The sequence below is a fragment of the Ensifer sp. GW821-FHT05G01 genome, assembly GCF_059419585.1.
The window spans coordinates 15,569-30,526 of sequence record NZ_JBWKSC010000014.1; the positions used below are offsets into that span (position 1 = coordinate 15,569).

12 protein-coding genes are annotated in these 14,958 nt (G+C 62.4%); 2 read left to right on the forward strand and 10 right to left on the reverse strand.

The genetic code is table 11. The annotated features are described in order from the left end of the window. Positions 1–28 precede the first annotated feature (28 nt). The 9 genes from AC07UR_RS27645 to AC07UR_RS27685 all read right to left on the reverse strand — a co-directional run bounded on the left by AC07UR_RS27645 (position 29) and on the right by AC07UR_RS27685 (position 11,666). On the reverse strand, positions 29–565 hold the full coding sequence (locus AC07UR_RS27645) for an L-2-amino-thiazoline-4-carboxylic acid hydrolase (protein ID WP_209790075.1): 537 nt from the start codon (positions 563–565) through the stop codon (positions 29–31). A 233-nt stretch (positions 566–798) separates the two neighbouring features. Beyond that, complete coding sequence (locus tag AC07UR_RS27650; RefSeq protein WP_234941768.1) at positions 799–3,294, reverse strand: fused MFS/spermidine synthase; 2,496 nt, start codon at positions 3,292–3,294, stop codon at positions 799–801. 138 nt (positions 3,295–3,432) lie between these two features. Then, complete coding sequence (locus AC07UR_RS27655) at positions 3,433–4,980, reverse strand: arylsulfatase (protein WP_234903128.1); 1,548 nt, start codon at positions 4,978–4,980, stop codon at positions 3,433–3,435. A gap of 254 nt (positions 4,981–5,234) precedes the next feature. Continuing rightward, positions 5,235–6,596: a BatD family protein gene (locus AC07UR_RS27660; RefSeq protein WP_173423135.1), complete on the reverse strand. Its 1,362-nt coding sequence runs from the start codon at positions 6,594–6,596 to the stop codon at positions 5,235–5,237. Further along, positions 6,593–8,164, reverse strand: coding sequence for a vWA domain-containing protein (locus AC07UR_RS27665; RefSeq protein ID WP_173423134.1), 1,572 nt, complete (start codon positions 8,162–8,164; stop codon positions 6,593–6,595). The genes AC07UR_RS27660 and AC07UR_RS27665 overlap by 4 nt, the downstream gene beginning before the upstream one ends. Then, positions 8,161–9,165, reverse strand: coding sequence for a vWA domain-containing protein (locus tag AC07UR_RS27670; protein WP_209790074.1), 1,005 nt, complete (start codon positions 9,163–9,165; stop codon positions 8,161–8,163). Before AC07UR_RS27670 ends, AC07UR_RS27665 begins: the two co-directional genes overlap by 4 nt. After that, positions 9,152–9,679, reverse strand: a complete 528-nt coding sequence (locus AC07UR_RS27675) for a DUF4381 domain-containing protein (protein WP_173423132.1) — start codon at positions 9,677–9,679, stop codon at positions 9,152–9,154. Before AC07UR_RS27675 ends, AC07UR_RS27670 begins: the two co-directional genes overlap by 14 nt. Before the next feature lie 2 nt (positions 9,680–9,681). Then, positions 9,682–10,677 carry a DUF58 domain-containing protein gene (locus tag AC07UR_RS27680; RefSeq protein WP_173423131.1) on the reverse strand — a complete coding sequence of 332 codons (996 nt, stop codon included), beginning with the start codon at positions 10,675–10,677 and terminating at the stop codon, positions 9,682–9,684. Between the two features lie 17 nt (positions 10,678–10,694). Beyond that, a complete protein-coding gene (locus AC07UR_RS27685) occupies positions 10,695–11,666 on the reverse strand; it encodes an AAA family ATPase (RefSeq protein ID WP_173423130.1) in 972 nt (323 codons plus the stop codon). A 294-nt stretch (positions 11,667–11,960) separates the two neighbouring features. Between AC07UR_RS27685 and AC07UR_RS27690 the strand changes: the two genes are divergently transcribed. Next, a complete protein-coding gene (locus AC07UR_RS27690; RefSeq protein ID WP_210264623.1) occupies positions 11,961–12,890 on the forward strand; it encodes a formylglycine-generating enzyme family protein in 930 nt (309 codons plus the stop codon). Positions 12,891–13,037: 147 nt separating this feature from the next. Continuing rightward, the gene (locus tag AC07UR_RS27695; RefSeq protein ID WP_234941803.1) at positions 13,038–14,000 is read left to right on the forward strand and encodes an HAD family hydrolase; all 963 of its coding nucleotides are present in this window, start codon (positions 13,038–13,040) and stop codon (positions 13,998–14,000) included. Between the two features lie 60 nt (positions 14,001–14,060). Here AC07UR_RS27695 and AC07UR_RS27700 read toward each other — a convergent pair whose 3' ends face one another. Beyond that, positions 14,061–14,741, reverse strand: coding sequence for a PQ-loop repeat-containing protein (locus tag AC07UR_RS27700; RefSeq protein WP_209790072.1), 681 nt, complete (start codon positions 14,739–14,741; stop codon positions 14,061–14,063). Positions 14,742–14,958 lie beyond the last annotated feature (217 nt).

Consider the following 14,958-nt stretch of genomic DNA (forward strand, 5'->3'; position numbering starts at 1 on the left):
AGGGGTTTGCGCGCTTGCCCCGTGGCGGTCATTTCGCTTCTCCCGCCGCTTCAGCATTCAGGCGGTAGCGGAAGTCGCAATGGGACGCGCCTTGCATCACTGTCTGCGTGCGCTCCAGCGTGATGCGCGGATCGTAGCCGGTGCAAAAAACGCCGTCACGGTTGCAGGAAAGCAAGTGTCCGATATGGCCGAGCCCCATCTCGCGATAGGTCTCCGCGTATCGACAGCGCTTGACGTTGTAGTGGAACTCGTCGTCGGTCGCCTTCGTCACCTCGATCGTCAACGCATCGTCCTGCGTCCAGAGATCCTGCAGCTCCTGGAACGTCCGTAGATTGGTGCCGCCGGGGGTCTTGGCCGCAAACGCCTTGCCGGCCTCGATGGCGGCGCGGCTGACAGCCTTGTCGAGGATCGCCTGGGCGCGTTCCTCGCCGATCTCTTCGCGCATCGCCTCATAGATCGGTGCAATGATGCCGGCCTCTATGCGCCGCCGCGCCAGAATGCCCAGCTCACCTTCCATCGCCGCCCGCGATGTCGCGGCGGCTGCTGAATTGTCCTGGTCCGTCATGAGATTTCCTGCCTCCCTGCCCAACAGATGGTTGGATTGAATGGCGACAGGATACACCGTGATCGTGGATGCCGGGTTGCAATCAGGTGCCATTCATAAGGGCCGTTGCGCAAATATTTCGCGCCAGGCTGCCTTTACGGCGGAATTATTCTTGGTCGGCTGCGGTTGTCCGCGCGGCTTGAGCAGGCCGCTCGGAAGACAGAGCGGGACGTCAACGACAGCAATCAACTCCGTTACCGCGGACTGCTTGGAACGAACCACCTGTAATACGGGTCGGCCGGTTCGACCCGCATCAGCACCTCCATGTCGCGCGCCCATTCCGCGCGGTAGCCGGCATAGGCATTGAGAGAGGCCTGATAGAAAAGCAGAAGCCTGTTGTGCGCTTCGGCAATCGCCGTTTTCGTTGCGGGCTCGGCCGCAAGGAGCGGAAGCTCGGTCCTGAGAGAGAGCAGCGACGGAAGCGTGCGCTGCAACTCGTCGGGCCGCACCCAGCTTGCGTATTCGATGCGCGGCTGATCGTCCGTCACCGGAAGTGCGCTGCCTGCGTAGCGTTCCAGTCCCGAGCGATCCATCATCCAGGTCGCCAGCAGATCGGCCGGGCTGGAAATGCCGACCTCGCCAAGTGCCGAGGCAATCGGGCGCTCCTTCATCCGGTCAGCGATTCGCGTGGCATCGAGTTCCTGCGGCTGGAGCGACCCGACCAGCAGCATCTCGTGTAGCTCGGTCGACCAGAGCGTGACTTCAGGGAAAGTGTCGAGGAAGCTTCTGACGAGGGAGCGGGTGTCCTCGTCATTCTGGGTGGCGATAGGTAGCCATTGCGCCACCATGCCGTTCTCGGCCAGACGCGCGCGCGCCAGACGGTAGAAGTCGGACGAATAGAGATTGACGACGCCGGCTGCGGACGGCGGCGGCGGCTCCAAAGTGATGAGGTCGTAGCGCTCCTCGCTGCGCAGCAGTTCGCGCCGTCCGTCGCGCAGGCGGATCTCCAGCCGCGTATCTCCGGCAGCGCCAAGGTTGCCCGCAAACAGAGCAGACGCGCGGGCGACCGAAGGCAAGAGTTCCGCTGCCACGCGGCGTTCCAGCCCGGGATAGGCCAGCAGCGACCCGGCGGTGATGCCGGTTCCAAGACCGATTACCAGCGCCGACTTCGGTTCGCCCTTGTGGATCAGGAGCGGCAACAAGGCCTGTAGCCGCATGTAGCGCAGCGACGGCATGGCATCGCCGGTATTGGAGACACCCTGGATATAGAGCCGCCGGAAGCGGCGGTCGGCTTGCCCCTGCTCGATGACCGCGACGGTGGCGCCGAGGCCTTCTTCGTAGGAAACGATCGTGCCGTCGCTGCGTGATTTCGTCAGCAGAGCGGCGAGCCTGTCCGGCGGCACGAAGATGGCGAGCAAGAGAGTGAGGGCACCGAGCACCGGCACGGCAAGTCGAGGGCCGGCACGCAGGCTGCTCTTACCTCTGCTAATCGCAACAAGGCCGATCGCCGCGGCAATGACCGCCAGGATGGCAAAGCTGCGGATGATACCGAGCGTCGGGATCAGCAGAAAACCGGTGGCAAGCGTTCCGGCGATACCGCCGAGCGTATTGAAGGCGAGCACACGGCCGGTATCGCGCCCGATATGGGCAGGGTTGACGGAAAGGCGCAACGCCACCGGAAAAGCGGCGCCGAGGATCAGTGTCGGCACGAAAACGATGGCAAGTGCGGCCACGACGAAGCGGACGCTCATGCCGGCAAATATGCTGCCTGTGACGGCTGCAACCGCCGCTTCGGCGTTTGTCTGCCAAACCGTGAGCCACGTGCCGAGCACGGCCAACTCAAAAAGTGCGACGAGGCCCGCCGCGGTAATGAGCAGGCCGAATGTGGTCCAGGGATCGGCAAGCCGATCGGTTCGGCGTGCAAACAGCGCTGCACCGAGCGCGAGGCCGGCCAGATAGGTGGCAAGCACGACCGAGAAGGCGAAGGAGCGGGTCGAGATGAATTGCACGATTGCCTGCGACCAGGCGACCTCGTAGCCGAGCGCCACGCCGCCGGCGAGCGCGTAGAGAGCAAGGGCGAGGCGCGAGCCGCCCTCGCCAGTGGAGGATGCCGGCAATGCCGCCGGTGCAGCGATCGCGGACACCGCGCTGCGAGAGAGCGCGAGCGCTGCGGCGGAAAGCCCGAGAGCGGCCGCGGCAAGGCCGGTTGCCTGCACCCCGAGCGCTGGAACGATAACGAAGGAGACCGCAAGGCAGCCGGTGATGGCGCCAAGTGTGTTGGCCGCGTAGAGACGCCCACCCTTGGCTCCAACCCCGCCGGGCGCTGTTTCGAGGGCGCGAAGGAGGACGGGAAGCGTTCCGCCCATCAGAAAAGCCGGTGCGGCAACAATCAGGATCAGCATTGTCCACGCGACAACGGGCAGGTTCGTCTCGATCGAGACGAAGAGTGGGGCGATCCGCGAAAGCCCAAAAGTAACCCCAACGCCGAGCAGGGCGACGCCGATTTCAAGCAGGGCATAGACGCGCAAGGGACGGGTGGCGCGATCACCGAAACGTCCGAGAATAAAGCTGCCAAGGGCAAGGCCGAGAAAGAAGGCGCTGACGCCGGCGCTCACCGCATGGATGTCGACACCGGTGACGAGCGAGAGCTGCTTGATCCAGAGAACCTGAAAGATCAGCGCGGCCGCACCGGACAAAAAGAGCATGAAGCCGGCCATGGCGGGGCTGAAGGCATAGGCCCGGTGCTGCATACTCTGTCTCTCGTTGGACCCGTCGACATCGACCGGGCACACGGGTGCGGAACTCTTTACGGTCAATCCGGCTCACCATAGATGCTGAATGCGGAAAAGGAATAGGCGGCGCGTCCGAGACGCGCCGCCCTTATCAGCTTACTGGGCCGCCGGGACCTTTTTCATGATCTCGTCGATTTTGGCATGCACGCCCTCCTCGACCTGATCGACCGAGAAGCTTGCCGGCTTCTGGCTCGGCGGATACTCGATGAAGGTCTCCAGGAAAGTAGCTGCCTTCATGGTCGCAATCCCGGCAAGATAAACGTTCTTTGTCCTCCAGTCGTTGTATTGATCGGAGACGATGTCTGCGCGCTCGTAGGGATCCATGCGCAGGTTGAATATCTTCGGCACGCGCAGGCAGGTGAACGGATCTTGCCAGACATCGAAGCCGCCAGGCTTGCGCATTTCGCAGAAGACGGCTTTCCAGTTGTCAAAGCGCATCGCAACAAGCTTGGCGTCGTCATTGAAGTAGTAGAACTCGTTGCGGGATCCCTTCGGTTGCTCGCCGGTGAGGTAGGGAAGCTGGTTGTAGCCGTCGAGATGGACCTTGAAGTCCTTGTCGCCGAGCTTCGTGCCTTTCAGCAACCGGTCCTTGATGTCTTTGTCGCCGGCAGCTGCGAGCAGCGTCGGGAACCAGTCGAGGCCGGAGACCATCTCATTGGAGACGCCAGGCTTGATCTTGCCCGGCCAGCGGATCATGGCGGGAACGCGGAAAGCGCCTTCCCAGTTGGTATCTTTCTCACTGCGGAACGGCGTGGTTGCCGCGTCCGGCCACGAGAACTGATTGGGGCCGTTGTCCGTGGCGTAGACGACGATGGTGTTGTCGGCGATCTTCAGGTCGTCGATGGCTTTCAGGAGTTTGCCGACGTCGTTGTCATGTTCGACCATGCCGTCCGCATAGTCGTTGCCGGGCATGCCGCTCTGACCCTGGTATTCAGGCCGTATGTGCGTAAACAGGTGCATGCGTGTCGTGTTCATCCAGGTGAAGAAGGGTTTGCCTTCCTTGACCTGCTTTTCCATGAAGCCAATGGCCGCCGCCGTGGTTTCGTCGTCGATCGTTTCCATGCGCTTCGTGTTGAGCGCACCGGTGTCTTCGATCTTACCATCGGCAAATGAATGCAGCACACCGCGCGGAGTGGCCGCCTTGACGAAGGGATCGTTCGGATCCTTCGGCCAATAGGGCCGCTCCGGCTCTTCCTCCGCGTTCAGATGGTAAAGATTACCGAAGAATTCGTCGAAGCCGTGGGCGGTCGGCAGGTACTCGTCCTTGTCGCCAAGGTGGTTCTTGCCGAACTGTCCGGTCGCGTAGCCAAGCGGCTTCAACGCCTGGGCAATCGTGACATCGCGATCCTGAATTCCGACGGGCGCGCCGGGAACACCGACCTTTGACATGCCGGTGCGCAGTACCGACTGGCCGGTGATGAAGGTGGAGCGGCCCGCCGTGCAGCTGTTCTCGGCGTAATAGTCGGTGAACAGCACGCCTTCGCTAGCGAGGCGGTCGATGTTCGGGGTCTTGTAGCCCATCACGCCGAAGGAATAGGCGCTGATGTTGGTCTGGCCGATGTCGTCCCCGAAAATAACGAGAATATTGGGCTTGGCTGTATCCTGGGCGAAGGCCGGCAGGGACGACGCCGAGATCGTCGTCATCAGCACGGTGCCGGCAAGCGCAAGCGCTTTCGGCTTGATGGACCTGTGGACCGCCGAAGCAGCCAGCAGGCCGAAGGCACTCTTCAAATCAATGGGCATCTCATGTCTCCCTGAGGCCACGACGGATTGCGTTGGGTCTGGCAGGCAAAGTCTTGGATCGTACCGCTGAACTGTGGGTTGAACGGCGTGCAACCGGCAAGTACGTAACGGTTACGAAAGCCTGCATCGGGCCGTAACGTCCCGGTGGCCAAGCGTTAGCGCGTGTTCAGCACGTCTGTTTCGAACACCGGATTGAGATCGGGCAGGCCATTGTCTGACGCCGGCTCGATGTCGGAGGTTTGCTCGAGCCAGCGACGCCTCGCCTTGGTGAGACCGGCTCTGAGTGGCAGGAGATCGGGCTTCTGAGCCGCTTGCGTGGAGCGATAAAGCGACTGCTGGTGGTCGGCGAAGGCTGCGTTCGTCCCGGGGTCGGCGAAGCGTTCGAGCCACTCCGTCAACGGCACATTCCCCGTCTTGCGCGACCATGCGTCGATCGCCGCTTCAAAACGTTGGGCGTCGCCGCTACGGCATCCCTCGTCGACGCGGCGGAAGGCCGTGGGTTCGGACTGCGCTCGGTCCGCCTGGACTTCGTCTAACCATGCCTGGACGCGACCGGCCAAAACGGCGGCAATTTGGATCACGAGCGCAAATGTCGCCACGGCAAGGCCAGCGGCAATCCACCACAACCAGTCGAAGGGCGCTTCCTCCGGCGATGGAGATGGTGGGGCAAGACCTGTCGCGTTGGCGGGCGCTGCCGCAACCGACACCTTGGCCGCAGGCGCGTCGACCGATTGGGCTTTGCCGACTGCCGGATCAAACCACTGCAAGGGGATGGCAGGGATCGTGTACTCACCGGCTTTCGCAAAAACATAGGTGGCCGTATCCTTGCGAATGCCGCCGCGGAACTCGCCCCGGTCGGATCTGTCCTCGGAAAGAACGGGATTGTGGACATAGACCTGCGCGCCTTCAGGCGCATCGAAGGACGGCTCCGGGATCATCATCGCTGCGAGCCCTTGCGCGTTGACGATGATGGTGCGGACCAGGGCATCACCGGCGTTGAGGCTTGCCGGGTCGCGATCGAAGGTCTGGGTCATGGTCACCTTGGCGGAGGTGACAGTCAACCGACCGTCAGCACCTCCCGGTACGACCGTGACGGTGAACCGCAGCATCGGCATTTTCACCTGGCCTTGTGCTGTTTCGCCCGGAACGGCGGCGTAGCCGAATGGGATATCGACCGGCGGCAATACGTAGTCGCCGGCTGCCTGCGGGGTAATGATGTAGGTTTTGCGGATCCCGGAAAAGGCAACGCCGTTGATGGTCTCGTTGAGGTTCAGGCCTCGATCGTCGGGCATCGTGACAACAGTGCCGGGCAGGTCGAACAGCGGAAACTGCGGCGGCGACAGAAAGTAATTGGGAGCGAAGACGTCGACGTCGACTTCGATTTGCTGGCCGGTATAAATCGTTCCCTTGGTGGCGAGCGTGGCACGCGCGAAGGGGTCGGCGGCCAAGGCGACGTTGGCGAGTGATAGCCAGAGGGCGACGAGCCAGAGAAGCGGGCGCCAGATGCAAAGGGTCATGGTTGCGCATCCTTCGCTTCGATCGCGAATTTCCGCGCGAGCAGGTCGGCTGGCGAAACCTGGATGTTGCGCATCCACATCTCGGCGGTCTGTGGCGCGCCCGCGACGGTTCCTTCCTTGCCCTTCTTGCCCTTGTCGTCGAACTGGACCTGGTCCGGGTCGAGGCCGGCGGCCTCCTGTTGGGCGTCCTGATCCTGCTTGTCCTTGTCGGCCTTGCGTTTTTCGGCGACCGTCAGATTCTGTTTGGCTTCGGCCCAGTCCGGGCGGCGTTTCAGCGCCTGCTGGTAGGCGGCAATCGCCTCTTCGGCCTTGTCGAGGTGCATCAGGGCGTTGCCCTGATTGTAGTAGCTTTCGGCCGTATCGGCTTGCGCGAAGGCATCGATGGCGTCCTGGTAACGACCGGTGCGGTAGAGCGCCACGCCCTGCCAGGCCGGATCGGCAAAATCGCCGGCTGCACCCTGGAAATCGCCGCGCGCGATGGCGCGTTGTCCCTGCTGATCCGGGGTGAACCAGAGATCGGCAAAGCTGCGATCGGCCGCTTCGGCTTTTGCTCCCGAAAGCACCGTGCCGATGGCAACCAGATAGACCGCCCAGCGTACCGTCCAACCGCGACGGAACCAGAGCGCGGCCAGGAACGTGATTGGAATGGTCAGCCACCAGCCGGCATCGTACCAGCGTGTCAGACCCTCCGCCGTCTTCTGTGCAAAGCTGGTCTGGATCCGCCTGACGATCCAGCGTACGTCGCTATCGTCGGGCGTGACGGTTGCCACCTGCGTCTTCGAAGCCGATTGCAAGGCTTTCAGCGCATCGACGTCGAGTTTGGCGCGAACCCGCGCGCCCGTCGCATCCGTCAGAAACTGGCCGCCGGCCGTCTTCACCGGGCCGCCGTCGGCGGTGCCGATGCCGAGCACCATCAGGTCATTGCGCCCTTTGTACTGCGCAAAGGCGTCGAACGCCGTGCGCTCGACGCCATCCGTCATGAACAGGATCGTGCCTGGAACGGCCTCGCTGGAAAGCGCGGCTTCCACCACTTGCAGCGCCTTGCCGGTGTCCCGGCCGGAAACCGGCATGATGCCGGGCGACAGGGCGGCGAGATAGGTCCGGATCAGATTGGCATCGTCGGTGAGCGGCAAGACCATGTGGGCCGTGCCGGCATAGGCAAAGAGCGCGGTGTGTGCGCCCTTTCGCATTGAAAGGATGTCCTGCACCTTGAGCTTGGCGCGCTCAAGCCGGGTTGGCGAGATATCGGTGGCGTTCATCGTTTCGGTGAGATCGATGGCGATCGCCAGCGGTGCAGTGTCTTCGACAAAGGGCGGTTTCTCACGCTGCCATGTCGGTCCGGCGGCAGCGATCGCTGCAATCGCGATCAGGGCTGCAGTCAAGTGGACGGGGTGGAACCGGTGCTTCCCACCCTTCTCGATCAGCAGATGGTCGAGAAGATGCGGCGCGATCATGCCCTTCCATTGCGAGCGCACGTCGGTGCGCCGGCCGATCAGGACCACAAGCAGGGGCGCAGCCAGCAGTGCGAGCAACCAGAGGGGGCGCAGGAAATGGAAATCGGCGATCATGCGTCCGCCTCCCGCTCGCGCTGCCGGGCCGTCCGCGCCGAGAGGAGCCACATCGCGGAGTGATAGAGGAGGAGGACAATCAGCGCCGCACCGAGTGGATAGTGGAAAAGTTCGATACGCGGACGCCAGGACAGGGTCTTCTGGTTGGCCGGCGTCAGCTGGTCGAGAAGCACGTAGATCTTCTCGAGCGACGCCTGATCCTGGCCGAAGAAATATCGACCGTTCGTCGCTGTTGCGATCTGCTGCAGCACCGACGTGTCGAGTTTCTGCTCTCCTTGTGCATTGGGATCGCCGATACCCACCGTGTGGATGACGATATGCTTATCGGCAGCGATGCCGGCGGCCTTGTCAGGCGGCATCTTGCTTGCCGTGTCGTTGCCGTCGGTCAGAAGGATCATGACCTTATCCGGCGCCGTGCTCTGGTCGAACATCTTGATGGCGAGGCCGATCGCATCGCCGATCGCAGTGCGCGGGCCGGCCATGCCCGGCAGGCTATCGGCAAGCATCGCCTGGACCGTCTTGTGGTCGAGTGTAAACGGCACGAGGGGGTAGGGCGCATCGCCAAAGGCGATGAGGCCGAGGCGGTCCTCCGGGCGCTTGTCGATGAAATCGGCAACGACCTTGTGTACGGCGTCGACGCGGGCCTGGAGATTGCCGGCTGGATCGTGAAAGTCGCGGGTGTCCATCGATTGCGAGAGGTCGATCGCCAGCATCAGGTCGCGCTGCGGTTCGGTCTTTTCGATCGGCGGCTCGATGTATTGCGGCCGGGCCAGCGCCAGGACGACCAGGATCCAGCAGGTCGGCGCAATCAGCTTTTGCCCGAGATTGGTCTTCGGCACCACCGAGCCCTCGGTCGCCCCGATGCCGGCTGCCGCGGTGATGTCCTTGAAGAAGGGAAAGCGGATCGCCGACGATTGTTCGCGATAGGCAGGCAGCAGCCACCAGATGACGACGGGAAGCGGCAGCAGCACGAGCAGCCACGGATGATCAAGGACGTACATGATGCGCCTCGATCCAATGGCGTGCCGCCGCGATGTGGGCCTTCGCTTCGGCTTCCGGGACAGATGCCAACGCTGCCGGCCCGCGGTACTCCGCCTCTTCGAAGAAATGCGCTGCCGCTGCCGGAAAGACCGGGCCACCGGAATGGGCGTCGAGGAAGCCGATCCAGCCGCTGCCGCTCAGATTGGCAACCGTCTCACGCGGCCAGACGGCGAGCGCCGTGCGCTTGAGAAGGGCGGGCAGTGCAGCGAGCGCATGTCCCCGTGTTTGAGCAGCGCCGATACGCCCTTCGATCTCGCGCAGCGCGCCAAGCGCCTCGCGACGGTAACGATTGAGCTGACGGTAGCGGTACCAGCGCCAGAGCGCAAAGGCGATCGCCAAGAGAGCGAGAACGGCTAGTACGGCCCACGCCCAGGTCTGCGGCAGCATCGAGACATCAGGCGGCAAGGCGATGTCGGCGAGGCCGCGGAGCGCGGCAGCAAGCCCGGGATCGACCGCTGGCGTGGTGCCTTCCATCGCTACCGCCTCCGCTGACGCCAGGCGAGCTGGCCGAGCATCGTGCGCAATTGCGGTGCAATCTCTTCCGCCGAGGAGATGGGCAGCATCGGCAGGCCCAAATCCTCCTGCCATGCCTTCAGCGCCCGTCCGCGCTTGCGGGCAAAGCTGTCGATCGCTTCGCGGACGTTTCCACGGCCGAACTGAAGTTCGGCCTGCTGAGCACCGCCGCTGACGACGATGTCGCCCTTGCGCGGCAGCTCGAGCATGAAGGGATCGTAGATCAGGATGGCGATCACGTCGTTATGAGCAGACAGCTTCAGCAGCATGTCGCGCGTTTCCAGGCCGTGCCCGTCGAAATCGCTGATGACGATGATCAGATGATCGTGTTTGGCAATATTGGCGACGGTTGAAAGCACCAGATCCAATTGCTCGTCGCCCCTTGCAACCTGGGAGGCGGCGGTAAGTGCGGTGTTGTGGCGCACGATGACGTCGGCAAAACGGATGACGGCTTCGCGGCTGCGGTGGGGGCGGACCTCATCGACGCTCTCGTCACCGAACACGAAGCCGCCGACCCGGTCGCCGAGCGCCGTGATGCGCCAGGCGCAGAGTGCCGCCACTTCCGCTGCCGCCACCGACTTCATCGCACGCCGGCTGCCGAAGAACATGTTCATGCGCTGGTCGACGATCACCAGTGCCGGTCGATCCTTCTCCTCGTCATAGACCCGCACGACCGGCTTTCCTGTCCGTGCCGTCACCCGCCAGTCGATGGTGCGAACGTCGTCGCCGGGCAAGTATTCCCGAAGTTCCTCGAAGGATAGCCCACGGCCACGCATGCGCGATTCATGACGTCCGGCCATCAATCGTCGCACCGGCGCCTTGCGAAGGAAGGTCAGGTCGCAGGCGATTGCCTCAAGCGCGACCAGTTCGTCGACGGAGGTGTAGGCGCCTGATGCCTCCGCCTTCCCGGGACGGGAGATGCCCTTCGACCTTGCGAATGCGGAAAGGGATATTGCCATCGAACCTTCTCCATCTCTCAGGCGACAGCAACCTGCTGCACTATCCGGTCGATGACCTGGTTGGCTGTCGTGCCGCCGGCGTGGGCTTCATAGGAAAGGACAAGGCGATGGCGAAAAACATCGTGCACGGTTGCCTGCACGTCATCCGGCGTGACGAAATCTCGGCCCTTCAGCCATGCATGGGCGCGCGAGACCTTGTCGAGGCCGATGACGCCACGCGGGCTGATGCCCACCTGGATCCATTTGGAGAGATCCTTGTCGAGCTTGTCCGGGTAGCGCGTCGCCATGACGAGAGCGACGATGTAATCCTCGATCGCACTCGAAACGGTTATCGCTGAGATCTCCTTGCGCGCCGAAAACACCGCATCCTGAGCCAGCTTTTCGTCCGACCTCGCTTTCGAGGTGACGGCCGTTTCTTCCGATCGCACCAGCCGCATGATCTCGGCCTCCGACTTGGCGTCGGGATAATCGACCTGGATGTGCATCAGGAAACGATCGAGCTGCGCCTCAGGCAGGGGATACGTGCCTTCCTGCTCGATCGGGTTCTGTGTCGCCATGACCATGAAGAGGCCGGGCAGTTCGTGGCTGGCACCGCCGACCGTGACTTGCCGCTCCTCCATCGCCTCCAACAGGGCGGACTGCACTTTCGCCGGCGCGCGGTTTACCTCGTCGGCCAGGATGAGGTTGGCAAAGACCGGTCCCTGCTGAAAGCGGAATTCGCCCTTGCCGCCTTCGGTGAAATAAACTTCCGAGCCGGTGATGTCGGAGGGGAGAAGATCCGGCGTGAACTGGATGCGGGACAGTTGCGCATCGAGGTTTTTCGCCATGCTCTTGATCGCCCGCGTCTTGGCAAGCCCCGGCAGGCCCTCGACGAGCAGATGGCCATTGCTCAGGAGACCGAGCAGCAGGCGCTCGATCATGCCCTCCTGGCCGACAATGGCTTGGCCGATGCGCTTGCCGAGAAGTTCGATGTCGTCACGTGTACCCATGAGATCTAGCCCTTCCCGCCGGCCCCTGTGAACTGCCAACGCAGATTAAGGTTACATGTGGCCCAATGGAAAGAATGTAACAGTAACGAAGGAGACGATTGCGGCGTTGCGCCCTGCGTGGCCGAGGAGAAACGCTTCGGCCCACATTTTCTGTTTCGTCGTAACTGTTACGTACTTTGGATGCGCAAGATTTGCGTTTAGGCTTGAGGCGACTAGGATAATCGGGACACCTCGAAGGGAGTATTTGGCCCTATGCAAGTCTTATCGGCAAGGCAGGTCCCTGACGAAACGCCGATGGCGATCAGCGCGCGCGAGCCCATCTGGATCGAGGGTGGCACCTTCATCATGGGATCTGACAATCACTACCCCGAAGAGGCGCCGGCCCATCCGGTCAAGGTCGACGGTTTCTGGATCGATGTAACGCCGGTCACCAACCGGCAATTCGCGGCCTTCGTGGACGCAACCGGCTATGTCACGGTTGCCGAGAAGGCGCCCGATCCCAAGGACTATCCAGGTGCCAAACCGGAAATGATGCGGGCGGGTTCGGTCATTTTCGATCCACCCAAACGGGTCGTCAGCCGGGATTCCTCGCAATGGTGGGACTTCAAGTTCGGCGCCGATTGGCGACGGCCCTACGGCCGGCAAAGCAATATCCGCGGCAAGCTCGACCATCCCGTCGTGCACATCTCCTATGTCGACGCCATGGCCTATGCCACGTGGGCAGGCAAGGATCTGCCGACGGAGGCCGAGTGGGAATTTGCCGCCAAGGGAGGCCTGGAGGGGGCGGAATTTGCCTGGGGCGATGAACTCGTGCCGGATGGCCGCTTCATGGCCAACACCTGGCACGGCACGTTCCCGACGGAGAATTTGCGTCCTGATGGTTTCGAGCGTACCTCTCCGGTCGCCAGCTTTCCTCCTAACGGCTATGGCCTCTACGACATGATCGGCAATGTCTGGGAATGGACGAGCGACTACTGGTCGACCAATCATCCGGCACCTGCGCAAAAAAGCTGTTGCATCCCCTCCAATCCGCGCGGTGGCGGACTCGAGGCGAGCTTCGATCCGAGGCAGCCGGAAATCCTGATCGCGCGGCGGGTGGTAAAGGGCGGGTCCCACCTCTGCGCGCCAAACTATTGCCGTCGCTACCGCCCGGCAGCTCGCCATGCACACGAAGAGAATGCGGCAACGACCCATATCGGCTTCCGCTGCATCCGGCGCGTCTGAGCGTCTTTGCCAAGGCAGTCTTGTTTCAGCTGAGGAGGGTACCCGATGACCATGATAGCAGGACGGCGCGCGCCGATTGCAGGGAATTCACGAGCGAAAGGCTGGCGGCGACGGACCTTTATGGCTGCGGCCGCTTCGCTCGCCCTGATGCTGGCGGCGCCTGCGCTTGCCCTGGCCGCCGATGCGCCTCCGGCCGACCTTCCCTCCTGGAAAGACGGCGAGGCGAAATCGGCCATCATTGACTTCGTGACGCGGGTGACGAGCGAAGGTGGTCCGGATTTTGTCGCCAAGGCGGACCGCATCGCAGTCTTCGACAATGACGGCACGCTCTGGAGCGAGCAGCCGATGTACTTCCAGGGCATGTTCATCAATGACCGTGTCAAGGCCATGGCCCCGGACCATCCGGAATGGAAGGACAAGGAGCCGTTCGCATCGCTGCTCAAGGGCGATATGGCTGGTGTCGTTGCGTCGGGCGAGAAGGGCATTGTCGAACTCGCGATGGCGACGCATGCGGGCATGACCTCCGACGAGTTCGCGAAGATCGTCAAGGATTGGTTTGCGAGCGCGAAGCATCCGCGCTTCGACCGGCCCTACAACGAGATTACCTTCCTGCCGATGAATGAGCTGCTGGAGTATCTCAGGGCGAACGACTTCAAGACCTATATCGTCTCCGGCGGCGGCGTCGAGTTCATGCGCACGATGACCGAGCAGATGTATGGGATTCCTCCGGAGCAGGTCATCGGCAGCACCATTACCACCAAGTACGAACTGCAGGGCGACACACCCGTGCTGATGCGTGAGCCGAAGGTGGACTTCGTTGACGACGGTCCCGGCAAGCCCGTGGGGATCAACAAGTTCATCGGCAAGCGGCCGATCTTCGCTGCCGGGAACTCGGACGGCGACTACGAAATGCTGCGGTGGGTTACCTCTGGTTCCGGGCCAAGCTTCGGGATGATCGTGCATCACACCGACGGCGAGCGCGAGTGGGCCTATGATCGCCAGTCGCATATCGGCAAGCTCGACAAGGCGATGACCGAGGCCGAGCAGCGAAAGTGGCTGCTCGTCGACATGAAGGACGACTGGAACAGGATCTACGCCTTCGAGAAATAGGCAACGTCGCGGCCACATCACTCGCCGCCGATATAGCGGCGAGTGATGCCGATATGCCTGCTATTTCGATGTAACCTGTGTGAAGGCGATGCCATCGATATGGCCGTCTTTCAGTCTGTAAACGAGCGACTGCATAACCGTGGTGTTCTGTTCACCTTGGTGTTCGTGGGCGTAGCGCGCCATCCCTTGCTGCGGCGCTGCGCCGAAGCGTTTTTCCAAGGCTTCGGTGCCGTCCTTCAAGGTCGGAACCGGTAGAAGCAGGGGGGCGAGCTCCACGGTTGGGGTGTCGCATTTATCGGTGTCGCCGGCCACTTCCTCGGTGGAGATGAACGTCACCGGCTTTTCGGCGGGCGTTGCGGCGTCTCGGCCGTTTGCGACGAACCAGATGCGCCGAGGCAGGTTACCGGTCGCAAGCTCGTAGCACAGCCAGCCGATCGACAGGCCCTCCACAGAGCGGCTGCGAATGTTGCCTCCGAACGCGGTCTTGACTTCGTCGAGAGTTGTCTTTTCGAGCACAATTGAGAGTGGCCCCGCATTGACGAGATTGTTGAACGGGGTCTCGAATTGGAACGTCTGCGCTGTCGCCGTCTGTCCGCCAAGGACAAGCGACGGCAGGCCGCTCAATTTGTCGTCGCTTGCCGCAAGCTCTGTGCTCAACAGCGTCATAACGGTCGCGGCAATCCCGGCGGAAAGGGACGTCACAATACGTCGGTCACGAGAAATCTTGTCCAAGGATCGCATGGAATTCTCTCCGTTGTGCTCAACACGCGATAGGGTCCGTCGCCGGATGTCGCCGCAGGTATTCTAAGCGAAGCAGCATTCCGCGTTGAAGTACGTAACAGTTACAATCGGCAGCGATTGAAGGCCGAAGATCGCAGCAGCCCAAGCGTAACGCCTGGCAACGACAACTGTAGCGCATCGCCCAAGCCGGGCAAGCAGCACCGGCTGCGGTCTGTCG